The sequence below is a fragment of the Nocardia sp. NPDC051756 genome, assembly GCF_040681495.1.
Taxonomy (GTDB): Bacteria; Actinomycetota; Actinomycetes; order Mycobacteriales; family Mycobacteriaceae; genus Nocardia.
In genome coordinates, this window is record NZ_JBFAYV010000013.1 from 62141 (window position 1) to 76866 (window position 14726).

The 14726-nt window shown below is 66.6% G+C and carries 16 protein-coding genes; 11 read left to right on the forward strand and 5 right to left on the reverse strand.

The genetic code is table 11. From position 1 onward, the window contains the following. Positions 1-59: 59 nt before the first annotated feature. The 5 genes from AB0M22_RS39910 (at position 60) to AB0M22_RS39930 (ending at position 4557) form a co-directional block, all read left to right on the forward strand. Complete coding sequence (locus tag AB0M22_RS39910; protein WP_150404245.1) at positions 60-497, forward strand: SRPBCC family protein; 438 nt, start codon at positions 60-62, stop codon at positions 495-497. Further along, a complete protein-coding gene (locus AB0M22_RS39915; protein WP_364738013.1) occupies positions 494-1372 on the forward strand; it encodes a MaoC/PaaZ C-terminal domain-containing protein in 879 nt (292 codons plus the stop codon). Before AB0M22_RS39910 ends, AB0M22_RS39915 begins: the two co-directional genes overlap by 4 nt. 34 nt (positions 1373-1406) lie before the next feature. Further along, positions 1407-2285 (forward strand): SDR family oxidoreductase, encoded by an 879-nt coding sequence (locus AB0M22_RS39920; RefSeq protein WP_364738015.1) that lies wholly within the window; start codon positions 1407-1409, stop codon positions 2283-2285. 28 nt (positions 2286-2313) lie between these two features. Beyond that, entirely contained in the window at positions 2314-3576 is a 1263-nt protein-coding gene (locus tag AB0M22_RS39925) for an acyl-CoA dehydrogenase family protein (RefSeq protein WP_364738017.1), read from the forward strand. Between the two features lie 123 nt (positions 3577-3699). After that, positions 3700-4557: an alpha/beta hydrolase gene (locus tag AB0M22_RS39930; protein WP_364738020.1), complete on the forward strand. Its 858-nt coding sequence runs from the start codon at positions 3700-3702 to the stop codon at positions 4555-4557. Between the two features lie 7 nt (positions 4558-4564). Here AB0M22_RS39930 and AB0M22_RS39935 read toward each other — a convergent pair whose 3' ends face one another. The 3 genes from AB0M22_RS39935 to AB0M22_RS39945 form a co-directional block, all read right to left on the reverse strand. After that, positions 4565-5404 carry an SDR family NAD(P)-dependent oxidoreductase gene (locus AB0M22_RS39935; protein WP_364738023.1) on the reverse strand — a complete coding sequence of 280 codons (840 nt, stop codon included), beginning with the start codon at positions 5402-5404 and terminating at the stop codon, positions 4565-4567. Positions 5405-5551: 147 nt separating this feature from the next. Further along, the gene (locus AB0M22_RS39940; RefSeq protein ID WP_364738026.1) at positions 5552-6919 is read right to left on the reverse strand and encodes a hypothetical protein; all 1368 of its coding nucleotides are present in this window, start codon (positions 6917-6919) and stop codon (positions 5552-5554) included. Positions 6920-7007: 88 nt separating this feature from the next. Next, a complete protein-coding gene (locus AB0M22_RS39945; RefSeq protein ID WP_364738029.1) occupies positions 7008-7916 on the reverse strand; it encodes an alpha/beta hydrolase in 909 nt (302 codons plus the stop codon). Between the two features lie 62 nt (positions 7917-7978). On the opposite strand from AB0M22_RS39945, the gene AB0M22_RS39950 reads away from it, so the two are divergent. The 3 genes from AB0M22_RS39950 to AB0M22_RS39960 are packed head-to-tail and all read left to right on the forward strand — an operon-like array spanning position 7979 to position 9722. Next, a complete protein-coding gene (locus AB0M22_RS39950; RefSeq protein WP_364738032.1) occupies positions 7979-8758 on the forward strand; it encodes an exodeoxyribonuclease III in 780 nt (259 codons plus the stop codon). Then, entirely contained in the window at positions 8755-9237 is a 483-nt protein-coding gene (locus tag AB0M22_RS39955) for a ribonuclease domain-containing protein (RefSeq protein WP_364738035.1), read from the forward strand. Before AB0M22_RS39950 ends, AB0M22_RS39955 begins: the two co-directional genes overlap by 4 nt. Then, entirely contained in the window at positions 9237-9722 is a 486-nt protein-coding gene (locus AB0M22_RS39960; protein WP_364738038.1) for a barstar family protein, read from the forward strand. Before AB0M22_RS39955 ends, AB0M22_RS39960 begins: the two co-directional genes overlap by 1 nt. 3 nt (positions 9723-9725) lie before the next feature. Here the strand turns inward: AB0M22_RS39960 and AB0M22_RS39965 are convergent, their stop codons facing one another. Then, positions 9726-10361, reverse strand: a complete 636-nt coding sequence (locus AB0M22_RS39965) for a TetR/AcrR family transcriptional regulator (RefSeq protein WP_364738041.1) — start codon at positions 10359-10361, stop codon at positions 9726-9728. Between the two features lie 97 nt (positions 10362-10458). Between AB0M22_RS39965 and AB0M22_RS39970 the strand changes: the two genes are divergently transcribed. From AB0M22_RS39970 to yhjD, 3 genes are read left to right on the forward strand one after another with little or no spacing between them, the layout of a single operon-like run. Next, entirely contained in the window at positions 10459-11391 is a 933-nt protein-coding gene (locus AB0M22_RS39970; RefSeq protein WP_364738043.1) for an oxygenase MpaB family protein, read from the forward strand. A gap of 21 nt (positions 11392-11412) precedes the next feature. After that, positions 11413-12444, forward strand: coding sequence for a tryptophan--tRNA ligase (gene trpS, locus AB0M22_RS39975; RefSeq protein WP_364738044.1), 1032 nt, complete (start codon positions 11413-11415; stop codon positions 12442-12444). 39 nt (positions 12445-12483) lie between these two features. Beyond that, positions 12484-13512 carry an inner membrane protein YhjD gene (yhjD, locus tag AB0M22_RS39980; RefSeq protein ID WP_364738046.1) on the forward strand — a complete coding sequence of 343 codons (1029 nt, stop codon included), beginning with the start codon at positions 12484-12486 and terminating at the stop codon, positions 13510-13512. A 68-nt stretch (positions 13513-13580) separates the two neighbouring features. Here the strand turns inward: yhjD and AB0M22_RS39985 are convergent, their stop codons facing one another. After that, positions 13581-14726: an RDD family protein gene (locus tag AB0M22_RS39985; RefSeq protein WP_364738255.1), complete on the reverse strand. Its 1146-nt coding sequence runs from the start codon at positions 14724-14726 to the stop codon at positions 13581-13583.

Here is a 14726-nt window from a genome sequence, read left to right on the forward strand (position 1 = left end):
TTCGCCAAACTCGCTGACCGCTGAACTCGCACACCGAAATTCGACGAGGAGTCATCTCAATGGGACACATCGAAGCCACCAAGGACGTCAACGCCACCCCCGAGGCGCTGTGGACGGTCGTCTCCGACCCGAACACCTGGGAGAAGTGGTTCACCATCCACGAGCGCTTCATGGAGGAGCCGCCGGCCGTGCTGACCGAGGGCGCCAAGCTGGTCGCCAAGATCGTCATGCTGGGCATGGCGAACAAGCTGGAGTGGACCGTGGTCTCGGTCGAGCAGCCGACCAAGCTCACCCTCGGCGGCACCGGAATGGCCGGGGTGAAGACCGAATTCACCTTCGACATCCAGCCCAAGGGCGACGGCGGCAGCACCATCCTGGTCTCCGGTGACTTCGAGGGCGCGCTGATCAAGGGCGCGCTCGGCAAGGCGGTCGAGAAGGACGGCCTCAAGCAGCTGGACAAGTCGCTCGAGCAGCTCGACGCCCTGGCTTCCGCATGACCTCGGAGACCAGCACCGCCCGGCTCGTCGAGTTCGACGACGCCGGTCTCGAAACCTGGTGTGACGACGAACGTTTCGAGGTGACCGGCGAGCGGATCGGCGAATACGCCGCGGCCACCAACGATCCGATCGAGGCGCACCTCGCGGGCAAGGTCGCCTCGCCCGTCTTCGCCATCGTCCCCGTCTTCGAGGCGATGATGATGCCGGTGATCGAGGTCGCGCCGATGGACATCTTCGGCCGGGTTGTGCACGGCGAGCAGGACTTCCACTTCCACCGGGCCATCCAGCCCGGCGACCAGCTGGTCTCGCGGGCCAAGGCGACCGGCTACACCAGCAGGCCCAACGGCACGGCGATCACCATCCTCATCGAATGCCGCACCGAGGAAGGGGAATTGGTCAACGAGCAGTATCTGACCGCCTTCTTCCGCAATATCGACGCGGGCAAGACGGTCGGCGCCGCGGCGCCGGCGCACAAGTTCGACGAGAACCTGCGCGCGCAGCCGCCGGTGGCGGTCGTGCCGCAGCACGTGGACGACGACCAGACCTTCAGGTACTCACCGGCTTCCGGCGATCCGGTGCCGCTGCACCTGGACGAGCAGGTGGCCAAGGACGCCGGGCTGCCCGGCATGATCGCGCACGGGCTGTGCACCATGGCGTTCGCGTCCTGGGCGGTGCTCACCGAGGTCGGCGGGTCGGATGTCAACCGGCTCAAGCGATTTGCCGTGCGCTTCGCCAAGATGGTGTTCCCCGGCGACGATCTGGAGACCCGCGTCTGGAAGGTCGGCTCCGCCGACGGCGTCACCACCTACGCCTTCGAGACCGTGCGCGGCGAGGACGTCGTCCTCAGCGACGGGCTCGCCGAGATCGCGGATTGACATTCAGCACAGACTTGAGGAAGAGGAGACATCGATGGGTGCACTCGAAGGTCGAGTAGCCATCATCACCGGCGCCGGTCGCGGCATCGGTCGCGAGCACGCCCTGCTGTTCGCCCGGGAGGGCGCGGCCGTGGTCGTCAACGACCTCGGTGGCAGCAACGCCGGCGAGGGCACCGACACCACGCCCGCGCAGGAGGTCGCGAACGAGATCATCGCCGCCGGCGGCACCGCGATCGCCAATACCGCGAACATCGCCACCTGGGACGGCGCGAAGAACGTGGTCGACCAGGCGATTTCCGAGCTCGGCGGCCTCGACATCGTGGTCAACAACGCCGGCATCCTGCGCGACGCGTTCATCGCGGGCCTGGACGAGGCACAGTGGGACGCGGTGATCGCCGTGCACCTGAAGGGCCACGCCGCCGTGCTGCACCACGCCGCCGCCTTCTGGAAAGACCAGAGCAAGGCGGGCAATCAGCCGAACGCCGCGGTGATCAACACCGCGTCCGCCTCCGGCACCACGGTGCCGAACGCGGGCCAGGCCAATTACGGCGCGGCCAAGGCGGGGATTGCCGCGCTCACCCTGGTCGCCGCCGACGAACTCGCCCGCTACGGCGTGCGGGTCAACGCCATCGCGCCGATCGCGCGCACCCGGCTCACCCTGGCCACGCCCGGCATGGGCGCCATGATGGCGGCCGAGGCCGACGAGGTCGAAGACGGCGAATTCGATGCCTTCAGCCCCGCCAACATCTCGCCGCTGGTGGCCTACCTCGCCTCGGACAAGTGCCCGATCACCGGCAAGGTGTTCGCGGTGCAGGGCGGCGCCATCTCCGAGCTGGCCGGTTGGCACGATGTGAAGACGATCGAGACCGAGGGACCATGGCTGATCGACGACATCTCCGCTCGGCTGCCCTGAGCTCGCCGCAACGTTAAGGAGAACAACGATGTTCGAATGGTCCGAGACCGATGTCATGATCCGCGATGCCGTGCGGACATTCATCGACAAGGAGATCCGGCCCAACCTGGACGCCCTCGACAGCGGCGAACTCTCGCCGTATCCGATCATCCGGAAGCTGTTCAGCGAGTTCGGGATCGACGCCATGGGCGGCGAGGCGGTGGAGAAGCTGCTCTCGAAGCAGCGCGCCAAAGAAGAGGCGATCGCCGCGGGCGAGCCGCTGCCGGAGAAGAAGAAGGAAAAGTCCTCCGGCGGTAGCCCGTTCGCCGGGCAGGAATCGCTGATGGCGGTGGTGATCGGCGAACTGTCCGGTGTCTGCATGGGTTTGGTCACCGCGATGGGCGTCAGCATCGGTCTCGGCGCGACCACCATCATGTCGCGCGGCACGCTGGCGCAGAAGCAGCGCTGGCTCGCCGACATCGTGACCATGAAAAAGGTTGCGGCGTGGGCGATCACCGAGCCCGACTCCGGCTCCGACGCGTTCGGCGGCATGAAGACCTACGTCCGCCGCGACGGGGACGACTACCTGCTCAACGGCCAGAAGACCTTCATCACCAACGGCCCGTTCGCCGACGTGATGATCGTCTACGCCAAGGTCGACGAAGGCGACGGCGGCGACAAGCGCGAGCGCAAGGTGCTCACCTTCGTCCTGGACAAGGGCATGGAGGGGCTCACCCAGGGCAAGCCGTTCAAGAAGATGGGCCTGCACGCCTCGCCCACCGGCGAGCTGTTCTTCGACAACGTCCGGCTCGGCAAGGACCGCCTGCTCGGCGAGACCGAGGAGCACAAGGGCGGCGACGGCCGGGAGAGCGCGCGGTCCAGCTTCACCGCCGAGCGCGTCGGCGTGGCCTTCATGGCGCTGGGCATCATCAACGAATGTCACCGGCTCTGCCTGGATTACGCGAAGAACCGCAAGCTCTGGGGCCAGGAGATCGGCCGCTTCCAGCTTGTCCAGCTCAAGCTGGCCAAGATGGAGATCGCCCGGATCAACGTGCAGAACATGGTGTTCAACACGCTGGAGCGGGGTCGCGCGGGTAAGCCACCGACGCTCGCCGAGGCGTCCGCCATGAAGCTGTACGCGTCCGAGGCGGCCACCGAGGTCGCCATGGAAGCGGTGCAGCTGTTCGGCGGCAACGGGTACATGACCGAGTACCGGGTGGAACAGCTCGCCCGCGACGCCAAGTCGCTGATGATCTACGCGGGCAGCAACGAGATCCAGGTGACGCACATCGCCAAGGGTCTGCTGGCCTGACAGTTCTACCGATCCCGGGTGCGCTACAACGGCGTGCGCGCCCGGGATCGACTGTCGCGCAATCGAAACGCCGCTGGTCCTACGCACCGTGCTGGTGCGTGCTCATTGAGGAGCAACCGGCCGATGATCACTGAAACCACCGCGCGCTACGACGGCGTCAGCACTCGCGTCCTCTCCGTCGCCGGGGCCGGCACTCCGATCCTGCTACTGCATGGGTACGCCGACAGTGCGGACACCTGGCGCGGTGTTCTCACCGCTTTGGCAGCCGCCGGCCGTGCGGCTTTCGCCGTCGACCTTCCCGGTTTCGGCTTGGCGGATCGGCGCCGACCGGGTCCGATGACCTCGCAGTTCAACAGCTTCGTCGATGCGATCATCGCCGAGCGCGGTCCACTGGCCCTCGTCGGCAATTCCCTCGGTGCCGCCACCGCGTTGCACGCTGCCGCTCGGCACCAGGGTGGCGAGGTCGTCTCGGTGGTCTCCCTCGACGAGCCGCTCTTGGCCCGTCATTGGCTGGCCCGCGTCGGTCGCCTGCGTGAATACCGAATGTTCTTCCGTCTGATCGGCCTCCTGCCCATTCCGACCGCGCTGGTGCGCTGGAGTGTGCGCCGCGCGGTAGCGCTGTTCGTCTACGGACCCGGCGTTGTCGCCGACGCTGAATTCCTCACCACCGCAATACGTTCGGTGCCCGACATGGCGGCGGTGGCCGCCCGCGGCCAGGATGCGGCCCGCTACGCCCGCGAACACCCGGCCGGTCATGTCGATCTCGTAGTCAGCTGTCCGGTCCTCGTCGTCCACGGCACCAAGGACCGCATTATTCCGATCTCCGCCGCCCGCGCGTTGCACGCAATGCTGCCCGGCAGCGAGTTCGTCGCACTGCCCGGTGTCGGCCACTGCCCGCAGTTGGACGTACCCGACGAGGTCTGCCGACTGGTGCTGGGCTTTCCCCGAACCGATCGCAAGCAGTCCGACGTAGCGTCCTGAGCGTCGATCACATATCTGGCGGCGGCAATCGAGTCGGGTTGTCGCCGTTGAGGATCTGTTTCATTCGATGTTCGATATGTCCTTTCCATTCCGGGTGCGTGAGAACGTAGAAACGCTCTTCGTGAATGGCCTGGACGACCTGTTCGCCGATTGTTCGCGGGCTGGTGCCGAGTGCGAATGCCGTCCGCGCGGCCTCGACATCCCAGCCGGCCGGGCGTGGGCCGGTCTCGGCATAGCGGGTCGGCCGATTCCGTTCTGAATCAAAGATATTCGTGGCGACCAAGCCGGGACAAAGGACCGATATTCGTGGCTTGAAACCACCGTCGACCAGTTCGTGATGAATAGTTTCCGACAGCGCGACAACCGCCGCTTTCGTCGCGCCGTATAGCGAGCTTCCGCCGACCAAGGCCGCCAGCGACGCCGTATTGACGATATGCGCGGGCTCGTCCTGCTCGATCATGATCGGCAGAAAGATGCTGTGCCCGTGCACAACCCCCATCAGATTCACACCCAGGATCCACTCCCAGTCATCCAGCGTGCTGTCCCAGGACGGCCGCCCACCGGAGTGAACTCCCGCGTTATTGCACAGAACATGCACCGCCCCATACTTTTCCAGCGTCGCCTCGGCCAACTCTGTGACATCATCCGGCGCGGAAACATCCGCCACCACGGCATGCACGTTCGCCCCGTGGTCGTGCAATTCGGCAGCCGTGGAATGCAGCGCATCCACTTCCACATCACTCAGCACAACCCGCATCCCCGCATCCAGGAATGCCTCGGCCATACCCCGGCCGATTCCGCTGGCCGCCCCCGTGACAACCGCGACCTTGCCCGTCAATTCATCCATGTGCTCCACCCTGTGCCTCGACCAAGACCGGTCCACAGAGTAAAAGCCCGATGCCCGCAATACATCGACCCGCAGGCCGATGTATTGCGAGTGTCGCCCAGGCTAAAATGAAGTGGGAAGAGGAAGCGCCCGCGCCCTGGCCGCCGGCTAGCCCTCACCCTCCAGTGACGCAGGCTGCTGCTTCCGCAGCAAATCGACCACCACTTCCAACGTCTGCGAGTTCTGCCGCACCACCACTGCCAACTCATCCACCTGCCCCTCGAGCCCGGCCACCCGTCCCGGCAACTCCACAAGCCGATCCACATGCTCCGCGAGGTAATCCACCCGCCCCGTCAGATGATCCACGCGCTCGGTCAATTGATTCAGATGTCCCGTCAGATCATCCACATGCCCAGTGAGATCGTTCAGGTGCCCAGTCAGGTCATTCACATGCCCGGTAAGAACGTCCACATGCCCAGCGAGCCCATCCACTCGCCCTGACAGCCCGTCCACTTGCCCGGTGAGCCCATCCACCCGCCCCGACAACCCGTCCACTTGCCCGGTGAGTCCGTCCACTCGCCCCGACAACCCGTCCATTTGTACAACGAGCCCGTCCACTCGCCCCGCGACTGCATCCACCCGTCCCGCGAGCCCGTCCACCTGCTGCGGCAGCGGTGCAAGCCGATCGACTTGCTCAGTCAGGTAATCCACCTGTCCCGCAAGCTCATCCACCCGCGCCGGCAGCGGTGCGAGGTAGCTCACTTGTTCCGTGAGTTCGTCTACTCGCGCTGGCAGCGGTGCGAGGTGACTCACTTGTTCCGTGAGTTCATCTACACGCGCTGGTAGTGGTGTGAGGCAGCTGACTTGTTCCGCCAGTTCATCGACTTGTGGTGCCATGCGGCTCATGTGGTCTGCGAGCTCACCCACACGCGCAGGCAGCGGTGCCAGGCAGCTCACTTGCTCAGCCAGTTCATCGACTTGTGGTGCCATGCGGCTCATGTGGTCTGCGAGCTCACCCACACGCGCAGGCAGCGGTGCCAGGCAGCTCACTTGCTCCGCCAGTTCATCGACTTGTGGTGCCATGCGGCTCATGTGGTCTGCGAGCTCACCCACACGCGCAGGCAGCGGTGCCAGGCAGCTCACTTGCTCCGCCAGTTCGCCCACTTGTGGTGCCATGCGGCCCATTTGCTCTGTGAGCTCGTCCACTCGTGCTGGCAGCGGTGCGAGACAGCTCATTTGTTCCGTGAGCTCGTCCATCCGTGCCGGTAGTGGCATCAGGTGGTTCACCTGTGTTGCCACTTCTCCGAGTAGCGAGTCCACTCGATCCAGGCGGTGGCCGTGTTGGCGGTGGGCGGCGAGGAGCACGCCGAACTGGCGGCCGGACGTTCGCGACAATCGCCGGAGTCTTAGGTTGGTGTCGCGAATCACGGTGTCGGTTTCTTTGGCCTCACGGCTCATCTTGCTGTTCAGCTCGTACAGGCCGTCGACGTCGCCGCGGAGTCTGTGTACTGCGCGGTCGGTTTGTGTGCTCCCCATGCCTCGAAACAGTAGGCGCGGGCGCGCGCCGGATCGAGACCTTTCTACGAACTGTGGATAACTTCCTGACCTGTGGAAATCCCGTGTCTCACACCGCGCGGAGGCGGTTGCGGCTGGCGTACACGTGCTCGGCGATGAGGGTGGCGATGCGGTCCGGCGCCTCGAGCATCGGCACGTGTCCGACGCCGTGCACGACGATGCGGTCGGCGGACTCGGGGAGTTCCTTCAGATAGCGACGGGCGTACACGCGATTGGGGATGACGCGGTCGTATTCGGACAGCAGCAGCCGGACCGGCGTCCGCAGCGTGGACAGGTCTTCCTGCTCGGGCCCGCGCAGACTGCTGACGAGGAACGGCAACATGGACGGGCAGTGCAGGGCGGCCATGATCGCGGCGGCGGTGTCGCGCCGGGAGACCGCGGCGGCGTTCTTGCTCAGCCACAGCAGGGTGAACCGCTGCGCGATCGGGTTGTTGATCGCGAAACCGCCGAGCCGCTTGCCGATTTCGACGATCGGCACCAGCGACAGGAATTTCAGATTGATCCGCAGCTGAGTGAGCGACGGCGCATGCCAGCCACCGGCGGGGGCGACCAGCGTGAGCGTGCGGGCCCGGCCGCGCCGCGCGAGTTCGACCCCGACCCAGCCGCCGAGCGAGTTGCCCGCGATATGGCAGGTACGCCAGCCGAGTTCGTCGAGCTGATCCTCGATGCGGTCGGCCAGCGCGTGCACGTCGACCGACCAGCCGTCCGCGCGCTCGCCACCCCAGTGCCCGGCGAAGGCTGGCGCGTACACCTCACACTGGCTGGCCAGCCGCGTCGCGGTCTGCTCCCAGCAGTGCGGCGACATCATGAAGCCGTGCAACAGGAGCAGCGGGTCCCCGGAACCCAGATGCAATGCTTTGACCGCCTTGGGCAGCTCCGGCTTGGCCTTGGTTGTGACCGGCGTCCGCGCGGCGCTGGTGGCGCCGGCGGGCTTGGCGGTGTCAGACGGCATCGTCATCACCCTTTCCTGGACGGCGGTGTCCGAGGGAGTTCATCTGACCAGCATTGTACGGTCGTGCCGTGGCCTACATCATTTCGACTGTGAACGTAAATGGCGTCCGCGCGGCCGCGGGCAAAGGCATGCTGGCCTGGCTCGCCGCGACGGAGGCCGACATCGTCTGTGTCCAGGAGACAAGGGCCACCGACGAGCAGACCAGAGCGGCGCTCGCGCCCGCGCTGGCCGACGGCTGGTGGCTGGCGCAGGCCGAGCCGGAGTCCAAGGGCCGGGCCGGTGTCGCGATCCTGTCCAGGCGGGAACCGGACGCGGTCCGAATCGGCTTCGGCAGCAGCGAGTTCGGCGCGTCCGGCCGGTATATCGAGGCCGACTTCGGCGACGTCACGGTCGCCAGCGTGTACGTGCATTCCGGTGAGGAGGGCACCCCGCGCCAGGACGAAAAGTACCGGTACATGGCCGAACTCGGCGCCTATCTGACCGCCCGCACCGGCGATTTCGTGGTCAGCGGCGACTGGAACATCGCGCACACCGAACTCGACCTGAAGAACTGGAAGGGCAACCTGAAGTCGGCCGGATTCCTCCCCGAGGAGCGCGCCTGGATCGACGAACTGCTCGCCGCCGGCTACGTCGACGTGGTGCGCCAACTGCATCCGGCGGTCCCCGGCCCGTACAGCTGGTGGTCCTACCGCGGCCGCGCCTTCGACAACGACACCGGCTGGCGCATCGACTACCAACTCGCCCGCGGTGATCTCGCGGCCCGCGCCAAGCAGGCCGTGGTGGAACGCGCCGCCGCCTACGACCAGCGCTGGTCCGACCACGCGCCGGTCACGGTGCAGTACCGATGAACCTGTCGCCGAAGGCAATTCGGACACTCGCGGGGTTGGGCGTGGTGGCGGTCGCGCTGGTCGTCGTCGCGGTCCTCGGACTGCGCGGCGGCAACGACACCGGCACGGCCGCCACCACCGCGCGCGCTACCAGCAGCGCACCGATCCCCGGCGCGCCGCGGGCATCGGAACCGGCCTCGCCGACCAGCCGCGCACCGGGCGTACCCGGCAAGGCCTACGACACCCTGCGTGAGATCGACGCGGGCCGCTGGCCCGATTCGGCCAACGCCCCCGGCACCAAGGGCGGCGACCGCTGGATGAATCGCGCGGGCACGCTGGCCGCCAAAGACGTTGCGGGCAAACCGATCACCTATCAGGAGTGGGATGTGAATCCCAAGCAGCGTGGCCGATCCAGGGACGCCGAGCGCATCGTCACCGGCAGCGACGGATCGGCCTGGTACACCGGGGACCACTACGAGACCTTCACGAGGATGCGCTGATGTCCAAGGTAATTCCGTTGTCGCAGTTCCTTGCTCGCCCGATCGAGACCGAATCGCGCACGCAGCGCAGCGCCGCGCCCGCGCTCGGTGCCGCCGTCGTCGACGCGGCCGAGCTGAGCGGCGTGCGCTACCGCGCGCCGTCCGGCTACCTGGTGCGCGAACTGCGCGGCACCAAGATGCGCACGGTCGGGCGGGTGTTCGACGAGGTCGCCTCGGCGCTGCAATTCCCGTACTACTTCGGCGAGAACAAGGACGCCTTCGACGAATGTCTGCGCGACCTGGACGATTTCGTCGGCGAGGCCACGGGATACGTTGTCGTTGTGCGTGATTCGGTCCACCTGCTGGCCGAGGAGCCGACCGAGCGGGACTGGTTCGCCGAGGCGATGCGGGACTGCGCCGAGTACTGGTCGCGCAAGGGCATCCCGTTCCGCGTTGTCCTGCAAGGGGAATCGCCCGGGTTGCACGACGTCACGCTGGAGCTCTGAACCTCACGCCAAGCGGTGCGCCAAATCCTCACCGAGCAAGACGAACACGTCGGTGGTGTGCTCGATCAGTTCGTCGCGGGTCATGGTCAGTTCGCCCTGTAACCACGCGGTGAGCGTCTGCACCAGGCCGCCGACCAGGTAGTTGGCCCGGAAGTCGATCGCCGGATCGGAGTCCGGGTCGTCGATCCCGTAGAAGTCGATGCCCTCGGCCGCGACCATCCGCGCGAACACCCGCACCGTTTCCGTTGTGCGCGCCCGCAATTCCGGCGTCGCCATACCGGCGACCAGCGTGACCTTGGCCTTGCGCGGATCGTCGGTGAGCAGGTGGATACCCGCCGCGATCGCGGCCCGCGCGGTGGCCCGCGAGTCCTTCGGCGCGGTGCTCACCGCCGCCACGATCGCGACCGCGAGTTCCTCGGCGATCGTGTCGACCAGCGCGGTCAGCACGGCATCCCGACTGTCGAAACTCTCGTAGTAGTACCGCTCGTTGAGCCCCGCCTGGGCGCACAGTCCCGACACCGTCAGCTTGGCCAACCCCTGGCTGCCGATGATCTCGAGTGCCGCCTCGAGCAACGCCGAGCGCCGCTGCGCCCGCCGCTCTTCGGCGGTGATCCCTCCATACGTCCGCTGGGCACTCACAACTCGATTCTGGCACGCCTAATTCTGGCAGAGAGTATTGCCAGATTGCCGAATCTGGCGGATGCTGTTGCCAGATGCTCTCGATGAGGAGGCAGCAATGTCCGAGCCCGGCTATTTCAGCGACCACTCCATGGCTCGGCGGGTGATGCGCAAGCGGGCCGTCGGCCTGACCTACGGCCAGCGCGCCCTGGTCGTCGGCGCGGTCCACCCGCTGCTCTACGTCGGCACCGCGGAGAACACCGAGCATCGGATGACGCCGTACACCCGGCTCTCGCTCACCGGTCACCTGTTCGAGGCCGTATTCCTCGGCAGCAAGGCCGAGGCGGATCGCGCGCTCGCCTTCACCACGAACAAACACGCCAAGGTGCGCGGCGCGTTGCCGGAGGACGCCGGCCCGCACCACCCGGCGGGCACCGGCTACTCCGCGCTCGACCCGCACCTGATGTACATGACGATGGCGTTCACCTTCGACTCCGCCGAGGTGATGTACGACCTGCTGGTCCGCACCCTGACCGACGGCGAGCGCGAGGGCCTGTATCAGGACTACGTGCGCTGGGCCGAGTTGTTCGGCATGCCCGCGGACGCGGCGCCGGGCAGCTACCCGGAGTTCCGCGCGTCCTTCGACGCCTACCTCGCCTCCGACGAACTGTTCCTCACCGACGAGGCCCGGCTGGTCGGCTCCTACCTGGCCGGCCAGCGTGTGCCGTATCCGCAGCGGATGCCGATGCAGCAGGTCACCTCCGCGTTCTTCCTGCTGGTGCAGGGCAGCCTGCCGCCGCGGATCCGGCAGATGTACGGCATGCGCTGGGGGCTCGCCGATCAGGTCGCCTACCGGGCGCTCGCGCAGGCCGTGCGCACCGCGCATGTGGCGACGCCGCTGGTACCGCCGGTGCTGCGCAGCACCCTGGCCGGGCCGAGCGCGCCGGTCTACAAGCTCGTTTCCCGGCGTGAGCATCAGCTGGTCACCAAGGGGCGGCCGAGTATGCCGGGGGTCGACCCGCGCAACTGGGTGGAGCGAAATTCCGCTTGAAGGGCATGGAAAGATCGGGGTATGTCCGTTCCTGCAGAAGCCCCGGCCGCTGAACGTAAGCAGCGCGTCCTTTCCGGGATCCAGCCCACCGGTACCTCGTTCCACCTCGGCAACTACCTTGGGGCGCTGCAGTACTGGGTGACCATGCAGGACGACTACGACGCGCTCTACTTCATCCCGAACCTGCACGCGATCACCGTGCCGCAGGATCCGAAGGCGCTCAAGGCACAGACCAAGGCCGCCGCCGCGCAGCTGCTCGCGCTGGGCATCGACCCGAAGAAGTCGACGCTGTTCGTGCAGAGCCAGGTGCCCGAGCACGCCGAGCTGGCCTGGGTGCTCAGCTGCATCACCGGTTTCGGCGAGGCCAGCCGGATGACCCAGTTCAAGGACAAGTCGGTCAAGCAGGGCTCGGACAACGCGTCGGTCGGGCTGTTCACCTACCCGGTGCTGATGGCCTCGGACATCCTGCTCTACCGCCCGCACCAGGTGCCGGTCGGCGAGGATCAGCGCCAGCATCTGGAGCTGACCCGAAACCTGGCGCAGCGCTTCAATACCCGGTTCAAGAAGACCTTCGTGGTGCCCGAGGCGCACATCGAGAAGGGCACCGCCAAGATCTACGACCTGCAGGATCCGACCTCGAAGATGAGCAAGTCGGCGTCCAGCGACGCGGGCCTGATCAACCTGCTCGACGATCCGAAGATCACCGCGAAGCGGGTCCGTTCCGCGGTGACCGACACCGAGCGGGAGATCCGCTACGACCCGGAGCAGAAGCCGGGTGTGAGCAACCTGCTGGTGATCCTGAGCTCGCTGTCCGGCAGCCCGATCGTCACGCTCGAAAAGGATTACGAAGGCAAGGGCTACGGCGACCTGAAATCCGATGTGGCCGACGCGCTGGTCGAATTTGTCACGCCTTTGCAGGCGAAGGTGCGAGAGTACTTGTCGGATCAGGGCGAACTCGACCGTATCCTCGCCGCCGGTGCCGAGCGTGCGCGAGAGATCGCCGGCAACACCCTCGCACAGGTATACGACCGAGTGGGCCTGCTGGCCCGCTGACGGCGGCACCTGCGAGATCTCTCCTGAAGGGGCGAACTGGTGCAGGTGATCGACAACATCAAGGCCGGGATCGAACGACGGATCCAGGCGCTGCCATGGCTGGACCATCTGGTGCGCGCGGGCGGACGGTATCAGCGTCAGCGCGGCGACTACTACGCGGCCGGCATCACGTATTTCACCGTGCTGTCGCTGTTTCCGCTGCTGATGGTGGCCTTCGCGATCGCGGGCTTCGTGCTGTCCAGCAATCCGGATCTGCTCAGCGAGGTGCAGACCAAGATCGTCGACAACATTCCCGGCTCGCTCGGTGAGCAACTGAACGAGTTGATCGACAAGGCGATCGAGTCGCGCGGCACCGTCGGCGTCATCGGCCTGCTGGCCGGGATCTGGTCCGGGCTCGGCTGGATGGCCAACCTGCGGGCGGCGCTGACCGAGCAGTGGGAGCAGAAGAGCGAGGACCAGAACTGGTTCATGGCCAAGCTGTCCGACCTCGGCGCGCTGCTCGGTCTCGGCCTGGCCTTCGTTGTCTCCCTCGGGCTTTCCGCGCTGGCGTCCAGCACCCTCGGCGCCCGGCTGCTGATCAGCCTCGGCTTGTCGCACCTGCCCGGCGCCCGGCTGCTGCTGGCGCTGGCGTCGATCCTGCTCGGCTTCCTCGCCTCCTGGGCGGTCTTCGCCTGGATCATCGCCCGGCTGCCCCGCGAACCGGTCACGCTGGCCAGCGCCGCCAAGGCCGCCGCCCTCGCCGCCGTGGTCTTCGAGGTGTTCAAGTTCGTCGCGTCGATCTATCTGCAAAAGGTGCTGAGCAGTCCCGCGGGCGCGGCGTTCGGTTCGATCATCGGCCTGATGGTCTTCAGCTACGTCACCTACCGCATCATCCTGTTCGCCACCGCCTGGGCCGCCACCGCCTCCGACAACGAACCCGAAGCCGAAATCCCCGCACCGCCCGCCGCGATCATCGCCCCGCGCACGTCAGCCCGCGAACTCTCCGTCGGCGCGGGAGCAACGTTTTTCGGCGCAGGAGCCCTTGCGGCCCTTGCCCTTTCCGGTCTGCGCCGCCCACGCCGCCGCTGAATCGGCGCGAAGCACCGCGACCCGGGAGCGCCCGGTCCGCATCGTCGCCACACCGCGCGTTCCTGCCATCACCGCTCCTCGGATTTCGCTGGATCGTTGTCCCGCAGCACATCTCGTCGTCGCACCGCGGGTAGGAAATAATCCCCGATCTGGTCCGGGCCGCCGCCGAAGAGGCCGAGCGGCAGGTACACATGGAACAACCACACCGCCAGTAGTCGGCCGAATGACGGGTACTTGCCGTCCTGGGGGCGAATGACGACCAGGCCGAACAGCGCTTTGCCGATCGTTGTATGGAATATCGACTGGATGATGATCCGGTCGAATGCGGATGCGGCGAGAAAGAAGCCCACCGCCACAACCGGATTCACCCCGATGTGCTGCCAGTCGTGGCGAGTTATCGCGTCGGGGGAGAACCCTGGGCTCACGGCGATGGCTGCGCCGATGCCGCATCCCGCGTGAATGAGCCAGTCGATGACGAAGGCAAGGACTCGCCGCAGCGTGCGTGGTGACGGGTATCTGGAATCGTCCCTCCGGCCGAACGGTTTCCGTGTCTCCGGTGGTCCCTCGACCGGCTTCATCGCCGCGTGTCCGCGTTCTCGGCTCAGCTCGTATGCGGGTTTGGTCGACGCAGGCCGACCGGGTCGATCGGTCGAGTCATCGCGAAAGGTCAGTTCGGGCGGGGTTTTCGGGGTGGCAAGATAGGCGTGGCGGAGGTCGCCGCCACCGGGCCTGGAGATCACGCCGTATTTGCTCGGATCACCGGCGAACCAGGCTTCGGTGGTTCGGTGATTCACCAGCTTTCCGCGCTCGCCCGGCCAAGTGCTGAGCTGAAGCGCGGAAACGGATACGCCGTCCGGCCCGATCAATTCGACCCATTCGTCGCCGCCCACGCTGATGTATCGGATCGGCCAGGCCACCCACGGAAAGCGGCGCAGCGCCTTCCGCTTCCGATGACCGATCCAGCCGAACACGCAACCGACGATGGTCCCGATGACGAACACGATGCCGGCGACGCCGGCCAGCTGCGCACCGATTCTGCTGACGACGTGCACATTCGAGTGACCGACCGTACTGCTCAGCACGAATGCCAATGGCCCGCAAGCGATTACGGCGAGGAACAGCGGCCATCGAATGGCGGCCGTCCGGCGCAGGGCCGCTCGCGTCTCCGGGCAGGTATTGGCCGGGGAAGCCGACGGGGTGTGGATGATCGCCAT